Genomic DNA, 25,666 nt, shown 5'->3' on the forward strand with positions numbered 1-25,666 from the left:
CGACGTGAGGACCCCATGGCCGTGGCCCGTGTGAAACGCCTGCCGAGCCGCCCGGTGATCCTGCTGCTGCAGGTCGCCGTGCTGATCGGATTCTTCCTGATCTGGCACGTCCTGACCGCGACGAAGATCCTGAGCCCCTTCTTCTTCGGCACGCCGCTGGCGGTGCTGGAGCGCACCTGGAGCGATTTCGCGTCCGGGGTGATCTGGTACCACCTGGGCATCACGCTTCTGGAGACCGCTCTGGCCTTCGTCATCGGGACGGTGGCGGGCATCGCCTTCGGATTCTGGTTCGCCCGTGCGCCCTTGGTCTCCATCGTCTTCGACCCCTACATCAAGGCGGTCAACGCGCTGCCCCGCGTGGTGCTGGCGCCGATCTTCGCGCTGTGGCTGGGCCTCGGCATCTGGTCGAAGGTGGCGCTGGGGGTGACGCTGGTCTTCTTCATCGTCTTCTTCAACGTCTACCAGGGCGTGAAGGAGGTCAGCCCGGTCGTGCTGGCCAACGCGAAGATGCTGGGGGCGAGCAACCGGCACCTGTTCCGGCACGTCTATCTGCCGTCCGCCCTGTCCTGGGTCTTTTCCAGCCTGCACACCGCGGTCGGCTTCGCCATGGTCGGCGCGGTGGTGGGCGAGTATCTCGGCTCCGCCGCCGGCCTCGGCTACCGCATCCATCAGGCGGAGGGGGTGTTCGACACGGTCGGCGTCTTCTCCGGCATGCTGGTGCTGACGATCTTCGTCGTGGTGATCGACGCCGTGGTGACCATCATCGAGAAACGCCTTCTGCACTGGCGCCCGCAGGAGGCGCAGACGACCAACGCGCAGGGATGACTGCGCCATATAGAAAGAAACTTGGGAGGGAAGCCATGCGTATGAAAAGCGTGATCGCCGCCGCGGCGGTGGTCCTGGCCTTCGGCATCGGCGGGGCGAACGCCCAGCAGGTCGAGAAGAAGGACCTGAAGCTGGCGGTCGGCGGCAAGCCGCTGCTCTATTACCTGCCGCTGACGGTGGCCGAGCGGCTCGGCTACTTCAAGGAGGCCGGGCTGAACGTCGAGATCAACGACTTCGGCGGCGGCGCCAAGAGCCTCCAGGCGCTGGTCGGCGGCTCGGCGGACATCGTGACGGGCGCCTTCGACCACACGGTGCAAATGCAGGCCAAGGGCCAGCCGATCACCGCCGTCGCCCTGCTGGGCCGTTATCCGGGCATCGTTCTGGCCGCGGTCAACAAGGCCGGCACGATCAAGTCGATCAAGGAGCTGAAGGGCAAGAAGATCGGCGTGACCGCCCCCGGCTCCTCGACCAACTTCATGGTCAACTACCTGCTGACCCAGCACGGCATGACGCCGGAGGATGTGTCCTTCATCGGCGTCGGCGGCGGCCCCAGCGCGGTGGCCGCGGTGAAACGCGGCGAGATCGACGCCATCGCCAACCTCGACCCGGTGATCAGCCAGCTCGAAGCTGACGGCGACGTCACCACCATCGCCGACACCCGGACGGAGAAGGGCACGCTGGACACCTACGGCGGGCCGTACCCGGCGGCGGTGCTCTACACCACGCCGGCCTTCATCAAGGAGAACCCGAAGACCACCCAGGCGCTGGTCGACGTCTTCGTGCGGACGCTGAAGTGGCTGGATCAGGCGAAGACCGAGGACGTCCTGAAGGTTCTGCCGCCGGAATACTTCCTCGGCAACCAGACGCTCTACGCCCAAGCCTTCGAGCATTCGAAGCCGACCTACTCGCCCGACGGCCGCTTCTCCCAGGAGGGGGCGGAGGCCGCCTACAAGGTGCTGAAGGCCTTCGACAAGGCGGTGGTGGCAACGGACATCGACCTGTCCAAGACCTACACGAACGCCTACGTCGAGGACTCACTGAAGCGCATCAAGTGATTGGCGAACAGCCAAGCCGCTCGACAATCCGGGGGTGCGACATTCCGTCACCGGCACCCCCGGTCCCCGCGCCGCTAGACTGGACTTAATTCGTCCTGTTTCGATGCGGAGCACCAACCCCATGACGGAAGTGATCTTTTACGGTCTGTCCGGCTGCACGGCGAACGCCAAGCAGAAGCTTCAACTCCAGGCCGCCGGCCACACGCTGGTGGAGCGCGATCTGGCCGCCGAGCCCCTCACCGCCGAAACCCTGCGCCCCTTCTTCGAGGACCGTCCGGTCGAGGACTGGTTCAACCGCCGCGCCGCCGCCGTGAAGACCGGCGCCATGAAGCCCGACGAGCTCGACGAGGAGTCGGCGCTGGCCGCCCTGCTGGCCGACCGCGACCTGATCCGCCGCCCGCTTCTCCAGGTCGGGGCGGAGCGCAAGGCCGGATTCGACCCCAACACGCTGCACGCCTGGATCGGCCTGACCGCGTCCGGCGAAAGCTGCGACGACAAGCATTCGCGCGGCGTCTGCGACCACGGACACCACCATTTCCCGAAGCAGGGCTGAGCGCGGAATCAACTGGCGGGGGGACCGGGGGGAATGGTTGAATGCCGGGCTATGGACCGGCCCGACCAAGAGCTTGCGGAACTCCTCGACACCCTGGGCGCGCGGCTCTCCGCCGTGCCGCCCGGTTCGCTGACGCATCTGCGGGAGCCGTTGCGGGCGCTGCGCGACCGGCTCGACGCCGTCGTGGAGAGCCCGGCGAGCCATCATCCGGGCGAGGGCGAGGCCCATTTCCGTGCGCTGCTGTCCGACGCCATCGGTTGCGTGTCCGAAGGCTTCGTGCTGTTCGGCGCCGACGGGCGGCTGGTGCTGTGCAACGACCGCTACCGCGCCGCCTACCCGCTGCTGTCCGACCATCTGGTTCCCGGCGTCCGCTTCGCCGACCTGCTGCGGGTCGCGGTGGAGCGGGGGGCGGCCGGCGACGATCTCGGCGACCCGTCCGACTGGATCGCCGAGCGGCTGAACCGCCACACCCGCAGCGGGCCGCCGAGCGACCACCAGCTCGGTGACGGGCGCTGGTACCGCATCAGCGAGCACGCCACGCGATTCGGCGGCGTGGTCAAGATCCTCACCGACATCACCGCGCTGAAGCGCCACGAGGAGGCGCTGGCCGACAGCGAGGCGCGCTACCGCCGGCTGGTCGAAATGGCGCCCTACGGCATCCTGATCTGGGACGGGCTGCGGCTGCGCTTCACCAACCGCTCCGCCGCGCTGATCCTGGGCAGCGGCGATCCCGACGCCATGCTGCGCATCCCGCTGGTCGAGGCGACGGAGTTCGACGGGGTGCAGCGCCTGTTCGACTGGCTGCCCCCGCCCGGCAGCGGTCTGGAAGCCCCGCCGCCGGTCGAGGCCCGCTTCGTCACCGCGCAGGGGGCCTTGCGCGAGCTGGAGGTCGGCATCCACCCCTTCGCGGTCGAGGGAGAGGCGGCGTGGTTCCTCGTCCTCATCGACATCACCGGGCGCAAGCAGGCGGAACGCGCCATCCAGCAGGCGCAGAAGATGCAGGCCATCGGCCAGCTGGCCGGAGGCATCGCCCACGAGTTCAACAACATGCTGACGGCCATTGGCGGATTCGCCCAGATGGCCCGCCGCGCCCCGCAGGACCGCCCGCGGGTCGAGCAGTGCCTGACCGAGATCGTCAAGGCGACCGACCGGGCCTCCGGCTTGACCGCCCAGCTTCTCAGCTTCGGGCGGCCCGGCCAGACCGACGCTGCGCGTCCCGTGCGCGTCGGTGCGGTGATCGACGACTTGCGCCGCTTCCTCGGCCCGACACTCGGCGAGCGCCACCCGTTGCGGGTCGGCGGCGCGGGCGGTGGGACGCTGGTGACCATCGATCCGGCTCTGCTGCACCAATCGCTGCTCAACCTCGTGCTCAACGCCCGCGACGCCATGCCGGAGGGTGGGCCGATCACCATCGTGGTGGAGCGGACGGACGATCTCGGAGTCACCATCACCGTTGCCGACACCGGTTGTGGCATCGACCCGGCGGTGATCGACCGCATCTTCGAACCCTTCTTCACCACCAAGGAACCGGGGGCCGGGACCGGGCTGGGGCTGGCGCTCGTCTATTCCACGGTCGCGCGGGCCGGCGGCGACGTCGAGGTGGACACGGAGCTGGGGCGCGGCACCGTCTTCACGCTCCGCTTGCCGACGGAGGACGTCGCAGAACCGCAGGACGCGGACGCCCCTGGCCTGGACGACGCGTTCCTCCTCGACGCGGCGGACGACGAGATGGAGGGGCTGTCGATGGCCGCCACCGTCCTGCTCGTCGAGGACGAGACGCAGGTGCGCGACTTCATCCGCTTGACGCTGGAGGACATGGGCATGCGGGTGGTCTGCGCCGCCGACGGCACCGAGGCTCTCCGCGCCTACGCCGACCATGGCGGGGCCTTCGACCTGCTGGTGACCGACCTCGTGATGCCGCAGCTCGGCGGGGCGTCTGTGGCGCGCGCGCTGCGCCGGGAGAATCCGGACCTGCCCACCGTCCTGATGTCCGGCTACCCGCCGGAGACGGAAAGCCTGGACGACCTGCTGGCTGATCCGCTGGCGGACCCTCTGATCGACCGGTGCCGCACCGTCTTCCTGCGCAAGCCGATCAACCCGGACGAGCTGGCCGACACGATCCACGCGCTGCTGATCTGATGGCGGGGCATCGATGAGCGCCGTTCCGCCGTCCTCCACCCTCTCGACCGACGGCATTCCCATCGGCGTCTACGACGTCGACGCGCTTCTCGGCGAACTGAGCGGCGACGCGCCGACGGAGTCGCCGGAGGCCGCCGTCTGCGTCCGCGTCGAGGAGATCTTCGCCCCCGCCGCGCGATTCCTGATCGCGGAGGAGCTGGCGGAGTTCCTGGAGGCGCGCGGCATCACGCCCACCGAGTTCCTGCACAAGGTCGAGCCGCAGCGTTCCTTCCTCGACTGGCCGCGGCGCGCCCAGGTGCTGGAGCGGGTGGCCCAGCGGCAGGCGCGCCCCGGCCGCCGCTCCCCCGCCATGCGGCTGGAGGAGCTGAAGCGGCTGGAGCAGGAGGTTCTGGCCGTCACCGCCCGGCGCGCCCACAGCGGCACCGCCCTGTCCATCGACGCCAAGCAGTTCGCCGCCACCGTGGCCCAGACCATGGCGCGGACGCCGGGCTTCGCCGGTCGCCACACCATCGACTGCTGGCTGTCCGCCTGGCTGGGGGAGGGGCGCAACCACGAGCTTCGGCTGGTGCGCATCCTCTCGCTCGACGGGGACGGGCTGTCCGGCGAGGGCATCGCCATCCTCGACCAGATCGTCGGGGAGATGCTGGCCAACGGGCTGGTGGTCGAGGCGCTGTTCGGCTGGGCGGACGGGCTGCGCGGCGTGCTCGACGCCATGGCGATGGTCTGGCGGGGCGAGGCGCCGTCCCACCCCGACGCCCCGGCGGTTCTGCACCGCCTGTCCGCCTTCGTCGCCCGCCATCAGGCGCGCGCCGCCCGGCTGGGGCTCGAGGCCGGGGTTCACCACGCCCTGCTCGGCGACGCGCCGCTGTCCGGCACCAAGGCGGAGCCAAACAGCGTCGCGGCGGTGCTGGACGAGCTGTCGGCGATCAGCCTGCTGTCCTCCCGCTTGGCGGTGATGGGCGGGGTAATCGGCGGCGAGCGCACGACCCGGCTGATCGACCGGCGGGTGGCGCTGCTGCTGTCCGGCGCGCGGCTTGAGGCGGTGCTGCACGCCAAGAGCCACTACGCCCGCATCGTCGACCTGCTGGCCTTCGAGGGGGCGGTTTCGGGGGAGCGCAGCCGGCGCATGATCGTCGCCCATCTGCGCCGCCACCTCGAGGCCCGCGACTTCACCCAGCGCCTGTTCGAGACCGCCCGCACGCCGCGCGCCCGCATCAAGGCGCTGGCCGACCTGCAACGGCGCGTGGCGCGTTCCACCCTGCCGGACGGACTGCGCGAGCGCTACGTCCGCATGCTCGACGAGATCCAGAACACCTTCCTGCGCACCAACAAGGTCTTCGCCCGCATCGCCAAGGACCGCCCGCCCAACGTCGACGAGGTCATGGAGTTCGCCAGCCTGCTCGCCGAGGGCGCCTTCACCGAGGGGAAATGCGTGGCGGCGGCGCGCGAGCTGGTCGGGCACCATGTCCGCTCCACCGCCTTCCTGCGCGGCTACCTCGCCCGCTGCAAGGACGCGACGGAACAGCGGGCCGAGCGCTTCGCCCAGTTCTTCGCCACGCTGGCCGATGCCGGCCTGCCGATGCGCGCCATGAACACGCTGCGGGTCCTGCTGGCCGACGACGAGCCGGCGGCGCGCGCCTATGTCGAGATGATCCTGCGCGACCTCGGCATCACCGAGCTGACCATCGCCCAGGACGGGCGCGAGGCGCTGACCCGCTTCGAGGAGCGGCAGGGCGCCTTCGACCTCATCGTCTGCGACTGGAAGATGCCGCGCCTTTCCGGGCTGGAGTTCCTGAAGCTGGTCCGCGCCGTGCGTCCGGACATGCCCTTCCTGATGGTCACCGCGCTCGCCACCATCATCGCCGTGGAGGAGGCCATGGCCCACGACGTCACCGCCTACATCGCCAAGCCTTTCTCTCCCGAACAGCTCGAGGAGAAGATCCTGGTTCTGGTGAACCGGCGCTGAGCGGTGGAAATCGTATGCTCACGGTAGAATCCGTTCGTACGAAGGCGAACAGCGAAACCGGCTGTTAACGGCTCCCCACCTATTACGGGTCTATGCGCGTCGCGCCTTGCGCGATGGTACACCCATGACGATGGAGCGGGGCTCCGTGGATCTTTCCGGCCGGGGCCCGCTGCCCCCCACCGACACCGACCGCGACGTCCGTGCCGCCCGGCCGGCCGGGGACGCCGCGCCGCGCCGCGGGCCGGCCGGGCTGACCGACCTGCTGTTCCTCATGCTCGGCGCCGCCGGCCTGCTGGCCGTGATGATGCCGGAGGAGGGGCGCGACCGGCTGATGCTGCCGCTCGGCGTGATGACGCTGGCGATGGCGGCGCTGGCCGTGCTGTCGGTGCGCCGCGCCCGCGCGGCGGCGGCGGCGCTGGACCGTTCCGCCCGCCTGCTGCGCGCCGCCAACGAGGAACTGGCGGCCAGCCGACAGCGCTTCCGCGATTTCGCCGAGGCCGCGTCCGACTGGTTTTGGGAAAGCGCCGCCGACCACCGCTACACCTACGTGTCCGAACGGCTGCCGGAAATTCTCGGCGGCGACCCGGCGCCGGTGTTTGGCGATTCGCTGCTCGACCTCGGCGCGCTGGTCGAGGACACCGACACCTGGCTGGACCATCTGGCCGACATCGAGGCCGGGCGGACCTTCCGCGACCTGGAGGTCACGCTGCGCGACGGGGCGGGCGACACCCGCGTCTTCCGCATCAGCGCCCAGCCCTTCACCGACGCGGACGGGCGGTTCGCCGGTTACCGCGGCACCGGCATCGAGACGACCGCGGAGACCCTGGCCCTGGTCGAGGCGCGCTTCATGCAGTCGGTGGTGCACGACGCGCTGTCCAGCATCTCCGAGGGCTTCGTGCTGTTCAGCCCGGACGACCGCCTGATCTTCTGCAACGAGCGTTACCGCAGCGCCTACCCGAATCTGGCCGACGTGCTGGTGCCCGGCACCGCCTTCAAGGACATCCTGCGCGCCGCCGCCGAGCGCGGCGGGTACGAGGGCGACGACCGCGAGATGGCCGACTGGATCGCCGAGCGGATGAAGCGCCACCTGCTGCACACCGATCCGGTCGACGGCCGCCTGTCCGACGGGCGCTGGTACCGCATCAGCGAGCACGCCACCGGCTCCGGCGGCATCGTGAAAATCCTGATGGACATCACCGAGTTGAAGCGGCGCGAGGAGCAGCTCGCCGGCCAGACCGAGCGGCTGGAGGCCACCGTCAGCGCGCTCAGCGAGAGCGAGAAGCGCTACCGCCAGCTGGTCGAGCTGGCGCCTTACGGCATCGTCATCTGGGACCGCCGGGCCATCCGCTTCGGCAACGCCGCCGCGGCGTCCATCCTGGGGGTGGGCGGCAGCGGCGGGCTGGAGGGGGTGGACCTCAACCGCTTCATCGTCGAGGCGGAGACCGTGACGACGCGGCTCGGGCTGGGAGCGGAGGGCGACCACCAGCGCGTGGAATGCGCGATCGCCCGCCCGTCCGGCGAGCAGCGCCATGTGGAGATCGGCGCCTTCCCAGCGGTCTATCAGCGGGAGGCGGCGGTTCTCCTGGTGCTGAACGACGTGACCGAGCGCCGCCGCGCCGAAGCGGAGCTGCAGAAATCGCAGAAGATGGAGGCGGTGGGCCGCATGGCCGGCGGCATCGCCCACGAGTTCAACAACATGCTGACCGCCATCGGCGGATTTGCCCGGCTGGCCGAGCGGGCGCCGGATGACCCGGCGCGCGTCACCACCTGCGTGCGGGAGATCGCCAAAGCCTCCGACCGGGCCGCCGCGCTGACCGCTCAGCTTCTCGACTTCTCGCGCCGTCGCCCGTCCGACGAGACGGAGGTGGTGGCGCTGGCGCCGCTGGTGCGTGACCTGAAGGTCTTCCTGAAGCCGCTGATGAGCGCCGGCATCGACCTGGACATCCGCATCGGCGACGGGGACGCCCACGCCGTCGCCAACCCGGTGATGCTGAACCAGGCGATCCTGAACCTCGCCCTCAACGCGCGCGACGCCATGCCGGACGGCGGGCGGCTGACCATCGCGCTGGACAGCGCCCTGCCGGACGCCGGCTTCTTCGGGCGGCACGGTGCGCTGGCGCACGGGCGCTACGCGGTGATCCGGGTCGTCGACGAGGGTTGCGGCGTGCCGGAGGCGGTGCGCGACCGCATCTGGGAACCCTTCTTCACCACCAAGGAGCCGGGCAAGGGCACCGGGCTCGGCCTGTGGATGGTCTACGGCACCGCCCAGCAGGCCGGCGGGGCCGTGGAGATGGAGGCCGGGCCGGACGGGCGCGGCAGCGTCTTCTCCATCCATCTGCCCGCGGTTCCCGCTCCCGCTCCGGCCGGCTCGCTGGCGGACGGGCTGGGGCTGGGCGAGGACGAGGGGGCCGCCATCCTGCTGGTGGACGACGAGGAGGCCGTCCGCACCTACGTCCGGCTGGCGCTGGAGGAGGCCGGTTGTACGGTGACCGAGGCGGTGGATGGGCTGGACGCGCTGGAGCGCTGGGACGAATGCGGCGGGCTGTTCGACGCCGTGGTGTCCGACATGTCGATGCCGCGGATGAACGGGCTGGAGCTGAGCCGCGCCCTGGCGGAGCGCAACCCCGACCTGCGCATCCTCTTCCTGACGGGCTACGCGTCCCATGAAACGGCGGCGGACATGACGGCACAGCCCGGCCGCCGGATCGTCATGAAGCCAGTGGCCCCGGACCGCCTGATCGAGGCGGTGCGCGGGCTGCTGGCCGAATGAGACGGGGTTAGGGCATGGCATCGGACCAGAGCATCGCGGACGGCCGGGATAGCGGTCGTGACCTGGACACGGATGGCGGGAGCGACACCGCCGTCTGCCGGACCCCGGAGGACTTCTACGCCCCGCAAGGCCGCGACAGCATCGGCCGGCATTGCCAGCGCTACTTCGACGAGAACGCGCTGACGCCGACCGAGCTTCTGCACTCCCCCCGCCACCAGCAGAGCCTGTCCAACATCCCGACCTTCGTCGCCATCCTGCAGCAGGCGGAACGGGCCATGGACCGCAAGGGCGCGCTGACCGCCCTGGTCAACGAGGTCGCCCGGGTGACCCGCGAGCGGCTGAAGGACGCCCAGCCGCCGGACCTGACTCCGGCCACCTACGCCGCCACGGCGGAGCGGCTGATCGCCGCCCGCGACGCCTTCACCGGGCGCTTCATGGTCGATGCGGCGCTGACCACGCATCTGTACCAGGGCCGCAGCTTCGCCGAGAAGGCGCGGCTCCTGCTGGAACTGGCGGACGGCCTGGAGGACGCCGACGCGCTGGCGCCGCTCGACCGGCTGCTCGGCGAGATCCTGCGCAGCGACACCGGCACCGCCTCCTGCTCCCTGGACGCGCCGTTCGTGGACCGGGTGGACATGATCGTGACGCTGATCGCCGGGGACAAGCCGCTGTCCGAAGAGGCGCCGCCGGTCTTCCGGAGTCTCGAGACACTGGTCCGCCGCACGGCCATGCCGGTGCTGAGCGACAGCCTGATCGTCGCGCTGCGCCGCGAATTGTCGAAGCCCGACCGCTTCACCATCACCAGCGCCGGTGACCTGTTCGGGGTGGAGGCGGTGCAGCGGGAGATCATGGCGCTGAGCCAGGTGTCGCAGCGCCTGCGCACGGGGGAGGGCTATTTCGGCGGCGCCCGGACGGAGGCGGCGCTCCAGCGGCGCAGCGCGCTGCTCGTCAACGAGGACACGCTGCCCGAGATCACCAAGGGGCGGACGCTGATGCAGAAGCTCCGCATCCTGTTCGTCCTGCAGAGGATGCCGCTGTCGCCGAGCGCCGAGCGGGCGGTGAACGGCTATCTGACGCAGTTCTTCGACGGGCGGGACTTCGCCGGGCGCCTGCTCGACTGCTGGAAGGAGAAGACCGAGAAGCTGAAGGGGCTGGCCGAGGTCCAGAAGCTCGTGCTCGACAGCGCCTTCGCGGAGGACGTCCGCGAGCATATGGCCGGGCAGATCGACGAGATCCAGAACGCCTTCATCCGCACCCAGCGGCTGCTGAGCCCCCTCCAGGGCAAGGACGAGCCGAACCCCGACACCGTTCTGGAAATGGTCCGGCTGGCCGGCGACGGCGCCTTCTGCCGCGGCAAGAGCCGGGCGGCGGTCGCCAAGGCGCTGTACCGGCAGGTGCACCGGCCACGCTTCGTGCGCTCCTTCCTGTTGGGTGCCACGGGCGGCAAGGAGCGTTCGGCGCGCGCCTCCTGGATGCGTGGGGCGCTCGGGGTGGTCGGCGTGCCCTTCATCGACCTCGGCGCCATCCGCGTCCTGGTCGTCGATGACGAGGACGGGCCGCGCCATTTCGTCGAATCGGTGCTGCGCGACCTCGGCATCGGCCACATCGACACGGCGGCGGACGGGCAGGAGGCGCTGCTCCGGCTGGCCGGGGACGGGGCGTACGACCTGATCGTCTGCGACTGGATGATGCCCAAGGCCAGCGGCCTCGACGTGCTGCGCCGGGTGCGCGAGGTGCGGCGCGATCTGCCCTTCCTGATGGTGACGGCGCTCGCCACGCTGAAGGCGGTGGAGCGGGCTCTGGCCCACAACGTCAGCGCCTACATCGCCAAGCCCTTCACCCCGGAGCAGCTCGAGGAAAAGGTCTTTCTCGTCCTGACCCAAAAATCGGCCCCCGGCGCGTGAGCGGAGCAACCAAAGCTGGTTGCGGCATTCTTTTATGTCTCCTGTGGGTTATCAATTTCCAGGCGCGAGCGTCAAAACAATCTCGATGGTTGTTCTGAAGTTGTTTGAATTTCTTTGAGGAGAATTGAGTAAAACTATTAACAAATGAGTCACGATTGCTTCGATAGCATTCCGGCAAAGGAACGGCCCGCGCGCCACCGCCCGTTGGCGCGGATTTGTCGGAAGGGTTGTCATGTTCGATAATGTGTCCATCCGCTCGAAGCTGTGGGGGTTGGTGGCGCTGGCGAGCGTCGCTTCGGCGGCCATCGTCGGCGCCGGCCTCTGGCTGAATTACCAGCGCATGCACGCGGACCGCGTCCAGTCCCTGCGCTTCATGGTGGAGGCGGCGCACAGCATGGCCGCCGCCTACGAGGCGGAGGCCGCCGCCGGGCAGATCACCCGGGAAGAGGCGCAGACCCGCTTCAAGCGGTCGCTCCTCGCCATGCGCTACGGCGGGCAGGAGTATCTGTTCGCGATCACGCTGGACGGCTTCGGCTTCGCCCATCCCAGCCCGAAGCTGATGGGGCAGGACGTCTCCGGCGTGAAGGACACCAAGGGGGCGCCGATCCTGATGGACATGGCGCGCATCGCCAAGGCCTCGGGCGAGGGCACCTACGGATATTTCTGGAACGTCGCCCCGAACAGCGACGAGACGGCGGCGAAGCTGTCCTACATCAAGACCTTCCAGCCCTGGGGCATCTACATCGGGACGGGCGTCTTCATCGACGACATCCGCAGCGCCTTCCTGAGCACGCTGTGGACCGTTCTGGCGGTGGCCGGTCTTCTGGCCGTGCCGGCGGTCGGCCTGATCGCGCTGGTCGGGGTGCGGCTCAGCGCCACGATCCGCAGCCTCAGCGTCCGTATGCACGCCCTGGCGGACGGCGATCTTTCGGTCGCCTTTCCCGAGGCGAACCGCCGCGACGAGATCGGCGCCATGGCGGGCGCCGCCCGCGTGTTCCTGGGCAACGCCGCGGAGAAGAAGCGCCTGGAGGCCGATCAGGCCGCCGCGCTGCATCGCTCCGAGGAGGACAAGCGCCGCACTCTCGCCGGCCTTGCCGAGCGCTTCGAGCGGAGCGTCGGCGAGGTGATGAAGTCGGTGTCGCACGAAACCGAGGCGATGGAGCGCGAGGCCCAGGAGATGACCCGCGCCGCCGGGCAGACCGACCGGCTGGCCGGCGCCGTGGCGTCGGCGACGGAGCAGACCTCGGCCAACGTGCAGACGGTCGCGGTGGCGACGGAACAGCTGTCGGGCTCGGTGGGGGAGATCAGCCGGCGGGTCGCCGACGCGTCGCGGATCGCGCGCGAGGCCGTCAGCGCGTCGGAGCGCGCCACCGGCAAGGTGACCGGGCTGGCCGAGGCGGTCGGGCGGATCGGCACCGTGGTCAGCCTGATCAACGACATCGCGGCGCAGACCAACCTGCTGGCGCTCAACGCGACCATCGAGGCGGCACGGGCCGGCGAGGCCGGCAAGGGCTTCGCGGTGGTCGCCGGCGAGGTGAAGAGCCTCGCCAGCCAGACCGCCAAGGCGACCGAGGAGATCGCTGCCCAGGTCGCCGGCGTCCAGTCCGCCACCGGCGAGGCGGTGGAGGAGATCGGCGGCGTGGCGCGGGTGATCGAACAGGTGAACGGGATCGCCACGATCATCGCGTCGGCGGTGGAGGAGCAGGGGGCGGCGACCCAGGCCATCAGCCGCAACGTGCAGCAGGCCGCCGAGGTCACGCGCGACGTGGCGCGGGACATCTCGGGCGTGACGGCCGCCGCCGGGCAGTGCGGGAAGATGGCCTACGCCGTGCTGGAGGCGTCCCGGCAACTGGCCCAGCAGTCCGAGTCCCTGAACGGCGAGATCGGCGGCTTCCTGGGTACCCTGCGCACCCAGTGACCGGCGGGGCGCCGGGTTTTCAGTCGGCGGCGGCGCGGATGCCCGAATCCGGAGCCGCTGTCTTTGGAGTTGCCGGCTTCGGAGCCGTCTTCTCCTGCGCCGGCTTTCCCAGGACGGTCGTCTCCACCCAGCCCGCGACGTGGCGGGCGACCGCTTCCCAGCCGGGTTCGAGCATCATGCTGTGCCCCATCTCCGGGAAGAACACCGGCTCCGTCCGGAAGGCGCGGGCGGTGGCCTCGACTTGGTCCTTGGGGATCAGCCGGTCCTCCTCCGCGCCCAGAACGGCCACGCGGGCGCCGCGGGCCGGCAGCAGCGGGAAGGGAATCCAGCCGCCGATGTCGAGAAGCACGCGCTGCGATTCCTCCTGCATCAGCGGCTCGTAGCGCTTGGCCAGCTCCAGCGGTACCCGGTCGGAGAACATGGCGCGGCGCACCGCCTCCGCCTCGATGCCGTTGGCGAAGGTCATCAGCCTGCCCATCTGCTGGAACACGTAGGGATCGCTCCAGGCCAGCCGCAACGAGGATTCCAGCAGGCCGTGCGGCGGGGCGGAGGCCATCAGGACCGCCCCCGGGAAGCGCCGGCGGGCCAGGGCCCGCTGGACCACCATGCCGCCCATGGAATGGCCGATCAGCACCGGCGGCGTCGAACAGGACTCCACCGCGCTCAGAACATCATCCACATAGTCGGCGATGCCGAAGCTGTTCAGCCGCTCCCGCCCCGCGCTGGCGCCATGGCCGCGCAGGGACACGGCGTGGGCCTCCCACCCCTGCTCGGCGAACCAGGGCAGGAAATGCTCGTCCCAGATCCAGCCGGCGCAGAAGGCGCCATGGACGAACAGCAGGGGCACGGGCTTGGCCGGTCCGGCAGGGCGGCGGCTGAGGATTTCAAGCTTGGGCATGGGCGGTCCGGTCCGGATGCTGCGGTGCGGGAGAAAACCAGAGGTAGCCTCTCCCGGTTCCGCTGTCGACCCACGCTCAGCCGTTGGCAGCCTTGAGGAGATGGGTGGTGAACCAGGAGCGCGCAGAATCGGCCACTTGATCCAGCTTGCCGGTCTCCTCGAACAGGCGACCGGCCCCCGGCACCACCTCCAGCGCCTTGGTGCAGTGCAGCCGGGCGAAGGCGTCGTTGTTGAGGTCCAGCGCCGGGGCGTCCTTGCCGCCGACCACCAGCAGGGTGGGGGCGGCGACGGCGTTCAGCCATTCCTCCGCCAGATCGGGACGCCCGCCGCGGCAGACCACGGCGCCGATCCCGTCATGCTCCGCGGCGCGCCCCGCCGCGATCAGCGCCGACGCCGCCCCCGACCCGGCACCGAAGAAGCCGATGGGCTTGCGCTCGACCGCGGTGGCGGCGCGCAGGTGGCGGACGGCCAGCAGCAGCCGTTCGGATTGGCGGTGGACGTCGAACTGGTTGGCCGGGTCGGCCTTTTCCCCCTCGGTCAGCAGGTCCATCAGCAGCGTGGCGAATCCGGCCTCGCGCAGGCGGGCGGCGACGCGGACGTTGCGCGGGCTCGTCCGCCCGCTGGATGTGCCGTGGGCGAAGATCACCACCGCCGCGAAACCGGCCGGTGCCCCGAATTGCCCCGCAAGACCGAGCGGTGGAATGTAGAGCGTCGTCTCCATGCGCCTTTCCCCCTTTCGTTGGGCCTTGCCCCGATGAGGTGCCTGGCCGGTGGCTCAACAGGCCGGATGGTCGGTCCGTGCCCGATGGCCTACAGTGACGATCCCGGACCGAATCCAGAGATCGGTATCGGTCCCCGGTGAAGGGAGACCCACCTTTGTCAGACAAGCCCCCCGCCACTGTCCCGCCCATCGTCCCACCCGCTGCACCTGTCCTCGACCCCGCCGCCGTCGGGGCGAAGCTCGGCGCCACCGGCTACCCGGAGCCGTTCCGCGCGGCGGTCGCCGGCCGCCTGCGCAAGCGGCTGGGCAACCCGCTGGGGATCACCAACTTCGGCGTGAACCTGACCCGGCTGGAGCCGGGCGCCGCTTCGGCCCTGCGGCACTGGCACACCCGCCAGGACGAGTTCGTCTATGTGCTGGACGGCGAGCTGACCCTGGTCACCGACGCCGGCGAGACGGTTCTGCGTCCCGGCATGTGCGCCGGCTTCCCGGCCGGCAAGCCCGACGGACACCAGCTCGTCAACCGCTCCGACGAGCCGGCCACCTATCTGGAGGTCGGCGACCGCAGCGCGGGGGACGAGGCGCATTACCCGGACGAGGATCTGCGCTACGACAGCGCGACGGACCTCTTCACGCACCGCGACGGCACCCCCTGGTGAGCGGGCGGCTCCCATCCGGTCAGGGCACCGCCCGCGCGCCGAGAAACGCCGGCTCCGCCAGTGGATAGGCGGATCGCCGCAGCCGGGCGATGTGTCCTGCGGCCCGGGCGCATTGGCTGCGCAGTTCGGGCACCGCGGTCATCTCCCAGAAGGGCGGCCGGCTGACCGGGCCGAGCGCGAACAGCCGGTCCGACGCCCGCCCGTCCTCGCCGATCAGGGCACCGTCCGCCGTGACGTCCAGCCCCAGCCGCAGCGGGTCGGGCCGCGCCAGACCGCGCGTCAGCAGCGCCTTGACCAGCGGATGGCCGATCCGGCCGAAATCGCACTCGGTGCCGGTGGCGTTGACGATGGCTCCCACCGTCCGGGTCCAGACGGTGCCCTCCGCCCCGCGGGCGCGCACGGTTGCCTCCACCCCGTTCGGCACCAGAGCCAATGTCTGCAGGCGGCCGGCGCGGATGGCCAGCCGGCCGTTCGCGCAGAGCGCGGCGATGCGGGCGGCCACCTCCGGCGCGATGCGGTGGCGATGGACCTCCCAATAGGGGCGGACATGGCGCAGGAAGCGCCGCCGCTCCTCGATCGGCAGATGGCTCCAGATCAGGTGGTGGTAGGGGCGCAGCGCGTCGAAGGCCGACCGCCAGTCGAATCCCGTCTCCCGCGCGCGGCGGATGTCGGCTTTCAGGGCGATCATCACGTCCAGGACGGTGCGCGGCATCACCTGCGGGTGGATGAAGCTCTTGAAGGGCCGCGTCTCCTCGTGCGTCTGGGGCAGCAGGCCGCGGCGCGACAAAGCGAGGATCGGGCCGCGGTGCCCCTGGTCCTCCAGCGACAGGACGGTGTCCACCATGGTCAGCCCGGTGCCGAGGATCAGCACGGGTGCGTCGGGGGCGATCGTGGCCAGCGCCGGCCAGTCCCAGGGCGAGCCCACGTAGCGGCTGGAGGCATAGACCTCCGGCGCCGGGACCGGCGGCGGCGAGGGGGGGAAGTTGCCGACGCAGAGGACCGCCGTGTCCACCGACAGGCTGGTGCCGTTGCCCAGCCGCAGCCGGGTGCCCCGGGCGTCCGACGCGACGTCCACCGCCTCCGCCTGCGACACGGTGAGCGAGACGTGGGGCGGGGCGGCCGCCACGGCTTCGCGCAGGACGTCCTGGATGTAGGCGCCGTAGCGGGCACGGGAAACGAAGGCGTGGCCGCTGGGCGGAACCGCGCCATTGCCGCTGTCGTGTGCCTCGCCGTCCTGGGCCCACAGCCAGCGCAGGAAATGCCGCGGATCGTCCGGATAGGCGCTCATGTTGTAGGCGCGCACGTTCAGGAGATGCGCGGCGTTGGGGGTGGAGTAGGCGAGCCCGGCGCCGACGCTGGGCGTGCGTTCGATCAGGTGCAGGCTGGTCGGCTCATCGGCGGAGCGCAACAGATGCGCGGCAAGGACGCTGCCGGTGAAGCCGGCCCCGATGATGGCGATGCGGCGTTTCGAAGGGCGTGCTGACAACGTCGTCGCTCCTCTGCTCTGGCCGTGCGAAGGGGGCGGTGATCCGGTGCCGTGGTACCGAAAGGCCCGGTCGGCCACTCTTCGGTGCAGGGTTGGACAGGTCAACCGCTATTCCGGCGTAGGACAAACCCCTGGCACCGCTGGAAGGTTTATGGTTAACAAGAAATTAACTATAACCGGGGATGGTTTCGCACCTTCGAACCATGTACGGCAGGACCGATGCGAGACCACCCCTTCCGCCCCGCAGCCACCATTCCGTCCAACACCAATCCGGCACCGTCGGACCGCCGTGAACCCGACGTGCAGCTGGCCGCCATGGTGCCGCAGAGCGTCAAGCGCGCCGTCCGCCGCCGCGCCGAGGAGGAGGGGACGACCGTGCGCAGCGTCCTTCTGCGCGCCCTGAAGCACGCGGGGATTGCCGAAGTGGATGAGTCGGAGATTGCCGACCGCCGCATCGCCGCCGGCGCCGAACGCTCGGGTACTTGGAAGGCCACGCGTATCCGTTGACGGGACGGTCGCGCATCGCGCACGGTCACACGGAATCCTTTTCCGAAAGCCGCCCTTCATGAGTCTTCTTCACCGTCTGCTGCTTCTTGTCCTCGTGGCGATGATTCCGGCGGCCGTCATCGAGGTGAAGAACGAGCTGGCTCTGCGCGCCGCGCGGGAGGCCGAGGTGGGGCGGGACGCCCTGCACCTCGCCGCGCTGTTCGAGGCGAAGCAGCACCGCATGATCGACGGGTTGCGGCAGGTGCTGAACACGCTGGTCAAGGCCGATCCGGCGCGCGCCCCCGGCTCGCCGGCCTGCCAAGCGCTGATGGACAGCCTGCGCGCGTCCTATCCGGGCCATCTCGGCATCGTGATCGCCGGGCTGGACGGGGTGGTGCGCTGCGCGACCGATCGCGCCGCGCTGGGGATTTCCATCGCCGACCGCGACTATTTCCGCGACGCGCTGGCCAGCGGCCGGATGACGCTGGGGGAGCCTGTTTCCCGGCGGACCGACGGACGCTCCGCCATGCCGGTCGCGCTGGCCTACCAGGACGCGGAGGGCCGGGCGGCCGGCGTCGTGACGGCGTTGACCGACATCTCCTGGATCGCCGATTTCCTGTCCAAGCGGCCATTGCCCGACAACGCGCGGATCACGCTGGTGGACCGCCGCGACCGGGTGGTCGCCCAGGTGCCGCCCCTTCCATCGGAGCCGGGGCCAAATCAGACGGCGCCGAGCCGGACGGATGGCGGCGTGCTGTCCCCGTCCGTCCTCGCGCTGCTCTCCCGCGACGCGCCCGGCATCGCCGAGGTGACCGGGCCGGACGGCCGGCCGCGCATCGTCGCCTATCAGCCGATCGGCCAGAGCATGGACGGCATCGGGGTCGTGGTCTGCCTGGACAAGGGCGAGGCGTTGGGGCCGATCCGCGGCGCGATGGTCCAGGCGATGGCCGGCATCGCGATGGTCCTGCTTCTGACGCTGCTCACCGTCTGGTGGGGCGCCAGCCGGTTCCTGCGGCGGCCGGTGGCGGCGCTGGTCGCGACGGCGGAGCGCTGGAAGGGCGGTGATCTGACGGCGCGTAGCGGCGTCGCCGATCAGTCGTCCGAACTCGGCACGCTGGCCCGCGCCTTCGACAGCATGGCCGAGGAACTGGCACGCCAGCAGCAGGTGCGGGAGCAGGCCAACGCGCTGGCCCACAAGACGGCCGCCGTTCTGGGCAGCATCACCGACGGCGTTTTCGAGGTGGACCGCCACTGGCGCATCACCTTCATGAACGAGCGCGCCCGGGCGCTGATCGCCGGCGGGCACGATCTGATCGGCCAGGACCTGTGGGACGTCTTTCCCGAGGTGTCCGCCAGCGCGTTCGGAGAAAACTACCGCCGCGCCATGCAGGATCAGACGCCGGTCGAGTTCGAGGAGTATTGCACGGCCTTCGAATCCTGGTTCGCCGTGCGCGCCTTCCCGTCGCCGGATGGGCTGGCCGTCTTCTTCCAGGACACCACCGCCCGCAAGTGGGGCGAGGCGGCGCTGGTTTCGGCCAACCGGGAAAAGAACGCGCTGCTCGCCCAGTTGAACAGCCTGCTGCAGAACGCGCCGGTCGGCTTCGCCTTCTTCGACCGCGAGCGCCGCTACATCCGCATCAACGAGCAGTTGGCCGATTGCAACGGCATCCTGGCGGAGGCCCACATGGGCCGCACTCTGGCGGACCTGCTTCCCGTCGTGGGCGCCAGCGTCGAGCCGCTGATCGATCGGGTGTTCGACACCGGCGAGCCGATCCCCTACCGGGAGGTGATGGGCGAGACGCCCAGAGAGCCCGGCGTGACGCGCCACTGGCTGATCGCCCTGTTTCCCGTGCATGAAGGGATGGAGGTCGCGGCGGTCGGCGCCGTCGTGATGGAGGTCACCGACCTGCGCCGGGCCGAGACGGCGCGCCGTCAGAGCGATGAACGCTTCCGCTCGGTCTTCGAACTGGCGGCGGTGGGCATCGAGCGGGTGGGGCTGGACGGACGCATCCTCGACGTCAACGCCAAGATCTGCGACATCGTCGGCTACCCGCGCGAGGAGTTGCTGCGGCGGACCTACCGCGACATCACCGACCCGGCCGATCTTCCGGCCGAGGAGCGGTTGATCGAGCGGCTGCTGTCCGGCGAACTGTCCAGCTACGCCATTGAGAAGCGCTACCGCCGCAAGGACGGTGGGGCGGTGTGGGTGCGGGTGACCTCGTCGCTCGCCCGGATCACCGGCACGGAGCCGGCCTACCGAATCACGGTTGCCGAGGACATCACCGAGCGCAAGGCGATGGAGGCCGCGCTGCGCTCCGCCCGCGATGAGGCGGAGCGCGCCAACCTTGCCAAGTCGAAATTCCTGGCCGCGGCCAGCCACGATCTGCGCCAGCCGCTCCAATCGCTGTTCTTCTTCGCGGCCGCCCTGTCGGCCCATGTCGGGTCGCCCGCGGGCGCCAAGGTCCTGGGCCATCTGGAGCAGGGGCTGGAGGCGCTGAAGGGTCTGCTGGACAGCCTGCTCGACGTGTCGCGCCTCGACGCTGGAGTGGTGACACCGGTGTTCGAGGATTTCGACGTGGCGGAGGTGCTGGACCCGATCCGCGCCGCCTACGCGCCGGTCGCCGCCGGCAAGGGCATCGGCTGGCAGGTCGAGGTCGCCGCCGGGCGGGTGCGCAGCGACCGCACGCTGCTGGGCCGGCTGCTGCGCAATCTGGTGGAGAACGCCATCCGCTACACCGACAGCGGGCTGGTGCGGGTGCAGTGCCGGCCGGATGGGCGGTTCCTCTCCATCGTCATCCAGGACACAGGCAGGGGCATCCCGGACGACCACCTGGAGCGCATCTTCGAGGAGTTCCATCAGGTCGGCAACCCGGAGCGGGACCGCAACCAGGGCCTCGGCCTCGGCCTCGCCATCGTGCGGCGGCTGTCGCGGCTGCTCGACCATCCGGTGGAGGTGCGCTCCGCGGTGGGCAAGGGCTCGGCCTTCCGGGTGCTGGTGCCACTGGGCGAAACGGTGGTGCCCGCCGTCGCGGGGGCGGGGGGTGAGTCGCCGGGGATGGGGCAGGGCCGCCTCGCCGTTCTGGTGGACGACGACGCCATCGTGCTGATGGGGCTTCAACTGATCCTGACGGAATGGGGCTACGCCGTGCTGGCGGCGGGCAGCGCCGACCAGGCCATGGAGCGGCTGTCCGCCCAGACGCGCGTCCCCGACATCGTGATCGCCGACTACCGGCTGCGCGAGGGGCGGGTCGGGACCGAGGTGATCCTGCGCGTGCGCGAGCGCTACGGCGCCGGGGTTCCGGGGGTGATCCTGACCGGGGAGACCGGGCCGGACTGCCTGCTGGACGCCACCGCCCACGGGCTGACGGTGATCCACAAGCCGGTCACCCCCCGCGAGTTGGCGGCCGCGGTGGACCAGCAGTTGAAGGCTGTGCCGGCGTGAAGCCGGCGTCCGGCCATCAGCGCGTGAGGTCCCAGCGCCGGTACCACGCGTTCAGGTCCCGTGCGGAGTTGATCCGGATCTTCGGCAGGTCGGCCTGATCGAAGGTGCGCAGGTTCCGCGCCCGATTTCGCGGGGTGGTGACGGCGATGTGGCGGATCATCTCCCACTTGATGCGGTCCCGGCGCCCCTCCAGCGCGCCGCGCCGCTCCCGCTCGAACAGGGTCCGGCGGAAATAGCGCAGCAGGCTGAGCGGCATGGGCACGTCCAGTTGGATCAGGCCCGTCGCCCGCTGGAAACGCTGCGGGATGCAGCGCGAGTAGTTGCCCTCCATGACCCAGCGCTCGCCGGCGATGGCCGCGTCGTGCAGGGCGATGAACTCGTCGGTCGGGCGTGGCTGCCAATCCGTGTCGGGAGCATGGTACAGCCGGTCGAGATGGACGACGGGAAAGCCGTTCCGCCGCGCGATCGCTTCGGCAAGCGTTGATTTCCCGCTGTTGGACGGCCCGAGGATGCAAATGCGTGGGCCGAGGTCGGAAAGCTGCATGGATCGATACCGTTACGAAGCAAAGCCCGGTCAGGCCGCGAAAAGCGCGGCGATCCTAACGGGCGTCGGCGTGGTGCGACACCCCACCCATGCGGTACGCCGTCGGTGTCGTCCGGCGGTCATTCCGCCTGGGCGAGTTCCTTCTCGGCGGGGCGGGGGGAGAGGGCGGCGCGGCCGGTGTCGGTCAGGCGGCAGACCAGCCAGTCGGGCTTCAGCGGGTTGTGGAACCAGCGCTCCGCCCAGCCGGACTTCAGGCAGCTTTCGATGGTCTGACGCTTGACGCGCTGGCCGTCGGCGTCGAACAGGGGCAGCTTGCCGCCGGGCTGCTCCAGACCGTTGCGCAGCCACGCCGCCTGCGCCTCGGTGGGGCGGCGTCGGGACGTGGTGCGTCGGGGTGCGGCCATGGTTCGTCGCCTCGAAAGATGTTGCGGCCTGGCGGCCTGTGGCAAGATTCGAACACTCTACATCGAAAGGCTTCGGTCATGGAATTCGTCTTCGCCTACATCACCGCCGGCTCGCGGGACGAGGCCCGTCGCATCGGCCGCGCGCTGGTCGAGGAGCGGCTGGCCGCCTGCGCCAACATCTTCGACGGCATGACCTCCATCTACCGCTGGCAGGACGCCATCGAGGAAGCCAATGAGACGGTGCTGATCGCCAAGACGCGGGCGGAGCTGTTCGACCGGCTGGCCGCGCGGGTGCGGGAACTGCACAGCTACGAGGTGCCCTGCGTGGTCGAGCTGAGGGTTGGGCGCGGCAATCCGGCCTATCTGGACTGGCTGCGCGACGCGACCGCCTGATCCCTCATGCCGGCCGCCGCATGTCGGCCATGACGGCGGCGCATTGGACCGCCCCGGACCCGCGTGCCAGTTTCGCAAGGGTTGCTTTCAAGCGCAAATCATCCGGATGCGGAGAATTTCCATGACCGACACATCAGCGCGGCTGTCGATCGGCTTTTCCTGGATCGGCCATGCGCTGATGCACATCGTGTCGGCCCTGTTCCTGACCGTCGTCCTGGCGCTGGAGCGGGAATGGAAGCTGCCCTACGACGAGTTGATCCGGCTGTGGACACTGGGTGCCCTGATGATCGGCGTCGGCGCACCGCTGGCCGGCTGGCTGGGCGACCGCTGGAGCGAATGCCGGATGATGGCGGTCTTCTTCCTGCTGACCGGGGCGGGGACCATCGCCTGCGGCCTGACCGACGGTCCGGAGGCGCTGCTGTGGGCGCTGGCGGTGCTCGGGCTCGGCGCCTCCATCTACCACCCGGTGGGCATGGCCTGGATGGTCAAGAACGCCACCAACCGCGGCAAGGCTCTGGGCTACCAGGGCATTTTCGGCACCATCGGCATCGCCTCGGCGGCGGTGGTGGCCGGCGGCCTGACCGAATGGCTGGGCTGGCGCTCCGCCTTCCTGATTCCGGGCGCGGTCTGCCTGGGGCTGGGGGTCGTGCTGGCCCTGCTGATCGCCATGGGCAAGGTCGAGGATCGCCAGGGCGACGTGAAGCCGATCCCCAAGGCGTCGCGCGGCGACGTGATCCGCGCCTTCGTCGTGCTGTCGGTGACGATGGTCTGCGCCGGGCTGATGTTCAACGCCATGCAGGTGGTGCTGCCCAAGCTGTTCGAGGCGCGGCTGAGCGACCTGCTGGGCGGCAGCACGCTGGGCGTCGGCGGCGTGGTGACGGCGGTCTATCTGTTCGCCGCCCTGCCGCAGCTGATCGGCGGGCATCTGGCCGACAAGTACCCGCTGAAGCGCATCTACACCCTGTGCCTGCTGGTCCAGGTGCCGATGATGGCGGCCGTGGCGGTCCTCGCCGACCTGCCGCTGGTTGGTGCTGCGGCGCTGGTCGTCGTCGCCTCGCAGGTGCAGATTCCGGCGGAGAACCTGCTGCTCGCCCGCTACACCCCGGAGAAGCACCGCGGGCTGGCCTACGGCGCCAAGTTCATCCTGTCCTTCGGCGCCGGCCCGCTGGCCGTGCAACTCGTCGCCCTGGTCTACGAGCGGACGGGGGAGTTCGTCATGCTCTACGCCACGCTGTCGGTGCTGGCGCTGGTCGCCTTCGCGGCGGCGCTGCTGCTGCCGCGCGACCGCGACGCTCCGGCCAAGCCGGCCGCCGTCCCGATGGCGCCGGCGGAGTAAGGGCTTACATCTGGTCCGGCAGGCTGGGGTCGGGCGCGTCGCCGGGCAGATCGGCGACCACCGTCCGCCCCCTCCAGGTCAGGAGCCACGCGTCGCCGACCCCGGCGGCGCGCATCTCGGCCAGACGGCGCAGGGCGGTCGGACGGTCCTCCGGCGGCAGGATGAGCCGGTGGATGCGCCGGCCCTGCACGTCGGCCGCCACGATGTCGGCCTCCGGATGGCCCAGCCGCGCGCGCTGGGCTTCGGCCTGCCCACGCTTGGAAAAGCTGCCCGCCACCACGAGATAGCGCCGTTCGGCGGGGCGCGGCATCGGCGGCAACACGGTGGCTGGAAACGCGGCGATCTCCACCTCCGCCGTCACGGGGAGCGGCGCGGGCGGTGGCGGGGCGGGGACCGGCGACGGTTCGGTTTCCGGAAGGGGGACCGGCACGCTTTCGGCGGTGCGGGTCACCGGCACGATCACCGGCTTGCAGACATAGCCTAGGCTCAGGACGCGGAAGGTCGCGCAATCCTGCTGCAGCATCGCCGACAGCATGTGGTCGGTGCTGCTCTTGCTGGTGCCGACATACAGCATCCCGTCCACCGCGAAGGACGCGGCGGTCATCGCCACCGGCGCGCCCGCGCAGCCGCCCAGCCCCACCAGCGCGACCGCCGCCACTCCACGCCTGAGCCGTCCGCTCATGCCCCGCTTCCCCGCCTTGTTCGTGCCCCCACCCTTTGTGTGCCAGGGTCGGTGCTATGACCTGCGGAGGTCAATGGAACGGCCAGCGCTCAGCCCTTCGCGTCGCATCTACCTCTTGTGGGGTATCCCTCCGCCCGCCGGGCCGGACGCTGCGGCGGGCGGAGGGGAGCCGGCCTCAGGCGGCGGCCAATCAGGCGGCCGATAGGGCGCGGTCGAGGTCGGCGATGATGTCCTCCACGCTCTCCAGCCCGATCGACAGGCGCAGCACGTCCGGACCGGCGCCCGCCTGGGCTTGGCCTTCCGGCGACAGCTGGCGGTGCGTGGTCGAGGAGGGGTGGATGATCAGCGACCGGCTGTCGCCGATGTTGGCGAGATGGCTGAGGAGCTGGACGTTCTCCACCACCTTTACGCCGGTGTCGAAGCCGCCCTTGACGCCGAAGGTCAGCACGGCGCCGGCCCCCTTGGGCAGGTACTTCTTGGCGAGCGCGTTGTACTTGGACGATTCCAGCCCGGCGTAGCTGACCCAGCCCACCGCCGGGTGGCTCTCCAGGAACTGCGCGACCTTCAGGGCGCTGTCGCTGTGGCGCTGCATGCGCAGCGGCAGCGTCTCGATGCCGTTCAACGTCAGGAAGGCGTTCAGCGGCGCCTGGCTCGGCCCGAGGTCGCGCAGGCCGACGGCGTGGCCGTGGATGGTGAAGGCCAGATGACCGAAGGTCTCCTGGAACTTCAGCCCGTGGTAGCCGGCGTCCGGCTCCGACAGGGCCGGGAACTTGCCCGACTTGCCCCAGTCGAAGGTGCCGCTGTCGATGACCACGCCGCCGACCGAGGTGCCGTTGCCCGACAGGAACTTCGTGGTCGAATGCACGACCAGCGTGGCGCCCCACTGGATCGGGTTGATCAGGTACGGCGTCGCCAGCGTGTTGTCGACGATCAGCGGAATGCCGGCCTCGTCGGCGATCTTGGCGATGGCCTCCAGATCGGTGACCACACCGCCCGGGTTGGCGAGGCTTTCCACGAAGATGGCCTTGGTCTTCGCGGTGATGGCGGCGCGGACGTTCTCCGGCTGGTCGGTGTCCACGAAGACGGACTTCCAGCCGAAGGCGCGCGGGAAGCTGGTGCCGAGCTGGTTGAGCGTGCCGCCATAGAGCTTGCGCGAGGCAACGATCTCGTCACCCGGCTCCATCAGCGGGAACAGGGCGAGCAGCTGCGCGGCGTGGCCGGAGGAGGTGGCCGTGGCCCCGGCGCCGCCTTCCAGGCTGGCGAGCCGCTCCTCCAGCACCGACACGGTCGGGTTGGTCAGGCGGGAGTAGATGAAGCCGACCTTCTGAAGGTTGAACAGCGAGGCCGCGTCGTCCACGTCGTCGAAGACGAAGCTGGTGGTCTGGTAGATCGGCGTCTGGCGCGCCCCGGTGGCGGGGTCGGGAGCGGCGCCGGCGTGGATGGCGCGGGTCTCGAAACCGAAGGACTTCTGCTCGCTCATGATGG

20 protein-coding genes are annotated in these 25,666 nt (G+C 70.3%); 13 read left to right on the plus strand and 7 right to left on the minus strand.

Annotated features, from left to right (window positions below; translation table 11 throughout):
- Positions 1-15: 15 nt before the first annotated feature.
- From FBZ83_RS16865 to FBZ83_RS16900, 8 genes are all read left to right on the plus strand, one after another.
- Positions 16-825, plus strand: coding sequence for an ABC transporter permease (locus tag FBZ83_RS16865; protein ID WP_145685457.1), 810 nt, complete (start codon positions 16-18; stop codon positions 823-825).
- Between the two features lie 35 nt (positions 826-860).
- The gene (locus tag FBZ83_RS16870) at positions 861-1,880 is read left to right on the plus strand and encodes an ABC transporter substrate-binding protein (protein WP_145685468.1); all 1,020 of its coding nucleotides are present in this window, start codon (positions 861-863) and stop codon (positions 1,878-1,880) included.
- A 121-nt stretch (positions 1,881-2,001) separates the two neighbouring features.
- Positions 2,002-2,433 (plus strand): ArsC/Spx/MgsR family protein, encoded by a 432-nt coding sequence (locus FBZ83_RS16875; RefSeq protein ID WP_145685483.1) that lies wholly within the window; start codon positions 2,002-2,004, stop codon positions 2,431-2,433.
- Positions 2,434-2,484: 51 nt separating this feature from the next.
- On the plus strand, positions 2,485-4,572 hold the full coding sequence (locus tag FBZ83_RS16880; RefSeq protein WP_211101672.1) for a hybrid sensor histidine kinase/response regulator: 2,088 nt from the start codon (positions 2,485-2,487) through the stop codon (positions 4,570-4,572).
- 13 nt (positions 4,573-4,585) lie between these two features.
- Complete coding sequence (locus tag FBZ83_RS16885) at positions 4,586-6,538, plus strand: response regulator (RefSeq protein ID WP_145685529.1); 1,953 nt, start codon at positions 4,586-4,588, stop codon at positions 6,536-6,538.
- Between the two features lie 145 nt (positions 6,539-6,683).
- Positions 6,684-9,308, plus strand: a complete 2,625-nt coding sequence (locus FBZ83_RS16890; RefSeq protein WP_247888332.1) for a hybrid sensor histidine kinase/response regulator — start codon at positions 6,684-6,686, stop codon at positions 9,306-9,308.
- A gap of 14 nt (positions 9,309-9,322) precedes the next feature.
- Positions 9,323-11,212, plus strand: a complete 1,890-nt coding sequence (locus FBZ83_RS16895) for a response regulator (RefSeq protein ID WP_145685545.1) — start codon at positions 9,323-9,325, stop codon at positions 11,210-11,212.
- Between the two features lie 232 nt (positions 11,213-11,444).
- A complete protein-coding gene (locus FBZ83_RS16900; protein ID WP_145685559.1) occupies positions 11,445-13,130 on the plus strand; it encodes a methyl-accepting chemotaxis protein in 1,686 nt (561 codons plus the stop codon).
- A 19-nt stretch (positions 13,131-13,149) separates the two neighbouring features.
- Here the strand turns inward: FBZ83_RS16900 and FBZ83_RS16905 are convergent, their stop codons facing one another.
- On the minus strand, positions 13,150-14,028 hold the full coding sequence (locus FBZ83_RS16905; protein ID WP_145685573.1) for an alpha/beta hydrolase: 879 nt from the start codon (positions 14,026-14,028) through the stop codon (positions 13,150-13,152).
- 76 nt (positions 14,029-14,104) lie between these two features.
- Positions 14,105-14,749 (minus strand): dienelactone hydrolase family protein, encoded by a 645-nt coding sequence (locus FBZ83_RS16910; RefSeq protein WP_145685586.1) that lies wholly within the window; start codon positions 14,747-14,749, stop codon positions 14,105-14,107.
- Positions 14,750-14,904: 155 nt separating this feature from the next.
- Here FBZ83_RS16910 and FBZ83_RS16915 point away from each other — a divergent pair, with 155 nt between their 5' ends.
- Positions 14,905-15,408, plus strand: a complete 504-nt coding sequence (locus tag FBZ83_RS16915; RefSeq protein ID WP_211101673.1) for a cupin domain-containing protein — start codon at positions 14,905-14,907, stop codon at positions 15,406-15,408.
- Between the two features lie 19 nt (positions 15,409-15,427).
- Here the strand turns inward: FBZ83_RS16915 and FBZ83_RS16920 are convergent, their stop codons facing one another.
- Positions 15,428-16,894: an FAD/NAD(P)-binding protein gene (locus FBZ83_RS16920; protein WP_145685601.1), complete on the minus strand. Its 1,467-nt coding sequence runs from the start codon at positions 16,892-16,894 to the stop codon at positions 15,428-15,430.
- Between the two features lie 219 nt (positions 16,895-17,113).
- Between FBZ83_RS16920 and FBZ83_RS16925 the strand changes: the two genes are divergently transcribed.
- Both FBZ83_RS16925 and FBZ83_RS16930 read left to right on the plus strand, forming a co-directional pair.
- Positions 17,114-17,401, plus strand: a complete 288-nt coding sequence (locus tag FBZ83_RS16925) for a hypothetical protein (RefSeq protein WP_145685614.1) — start codon at positions 17,114-17,116, stop codon at positions 17,399-17,401.
- Positions 17,402-17,459: 58 nt separating this feature from the next.
- A complete protein-coding gene (locus FBZ83_RS16930; RefSeq protein ID WP_186466112.1) occupies positions 17,460-20,822 on the plus strand; it encodes a PAS domain-containing protein in 3,363 nt (1,120 codons plus the stop codon).
- A 16-nt stretch (positions 20,823-20,838) separates the two neighbouring features.
- Here FBZ83_RS16930 and FBZ83_RS16935 read toward each other — a convergent pair whose 3' ends face one another.
- Positions 20,839-21,366 carry an isopentenyl transferase family protein gene (locus FBZ83_RS16935; RefSeq protein ID WP_145685642.1) on the minus strand — a complete coding sequence of 176 codons (528 nt, stop codon included), beginning with the start codon at positions 21,364-21,366 and terminating at the stop codon, positions 20,839-20,841.
- Positions 21,367-21,485: 119 nt separating this feature from the next.
- Entirely contained in the window at positions 21,486-21,770 is a 285-nt protein-coding gene (locus FBZ83_RS16940; protein WP_145685655.1) for a hypothetical protein, read from the minus strand.
- Positions 21,771-21,848: 78 nt separating this feature from the next.
- Between FBZ83_RS16940 and cutA the strand changes: the two genes are divergently transcribed.
- Both cutA and FBZ83_RS16950 read left to right on the plus strand, forming a co-directional pair.
- On the plus strand, positions 21,849-22,163 hold the full coding sequence (gene cutA / locus FBZ83_RS16945) for a divalent-cation tolerance protein CutA (protein ID WP_145685667.1): 315 nt from the start codon (positions 21,849-21,851) through the stop codon (positions 22,161-22,163).
- 121 nt (positions 22,164-22,284) lie between these two features.
- Positions 22,285-23,499, plus strand: coding sequence for an MFS transporter (locus FBZ83_RS16950; RefSeq protein ID WP_145685681.1), 1,215 nt, complete (start codon positions 22,285-22,287; stop codon positions 23,497-23,499).
- Positions 23,500-23,503: 4 nt separating this feature from the next.
- Here the strand turns inward: FBZ83_RS16950 and FBZ83_RS16955 are convergent, their stop codons facing one another.
- Together FBZ83_RS16955 and FBZ83_RS16960 are read right to left on the minus strand one after the other, a co-directional pair.
- Positions 23,504-24,181, minus strand: coding sequence for an SPOR domain-containing protein (locus tag FBZ83_RS16955; protein ID WP_145685694.1), 678 nt, complete (start codon positions 24,179-24,181; stop codon positions 23,504-23,506).
- Positions 24,182-24,371: 190 nt separating this feature from the next.
- Complete coding sequence (locus tag FBZ83_RS16960; protein ID WP_247888333.1) at positions 24,372-25,661, minus strand: O-acetylhomoserine aminocarboxypropyltransferase; 1,290 nt, start codon at positions 25,659-25,661, stop codon at positions 24,372-24,374.
- Between the last annotated feature and the right edge of the window lie 5 nt (positions 25,662-25,666).

It is taken from the genome of Azospirillum brasilense, assembly GCF_007827815.1.
In the GTDB taxonomy this organism is placed as follows: domain Bacteria; phylum Pseudomonadota; class Alphaproteobacteria; order Azospirillales; family Azospirillaceae; genus Azospirillum; species Azospirillum brasilense_C.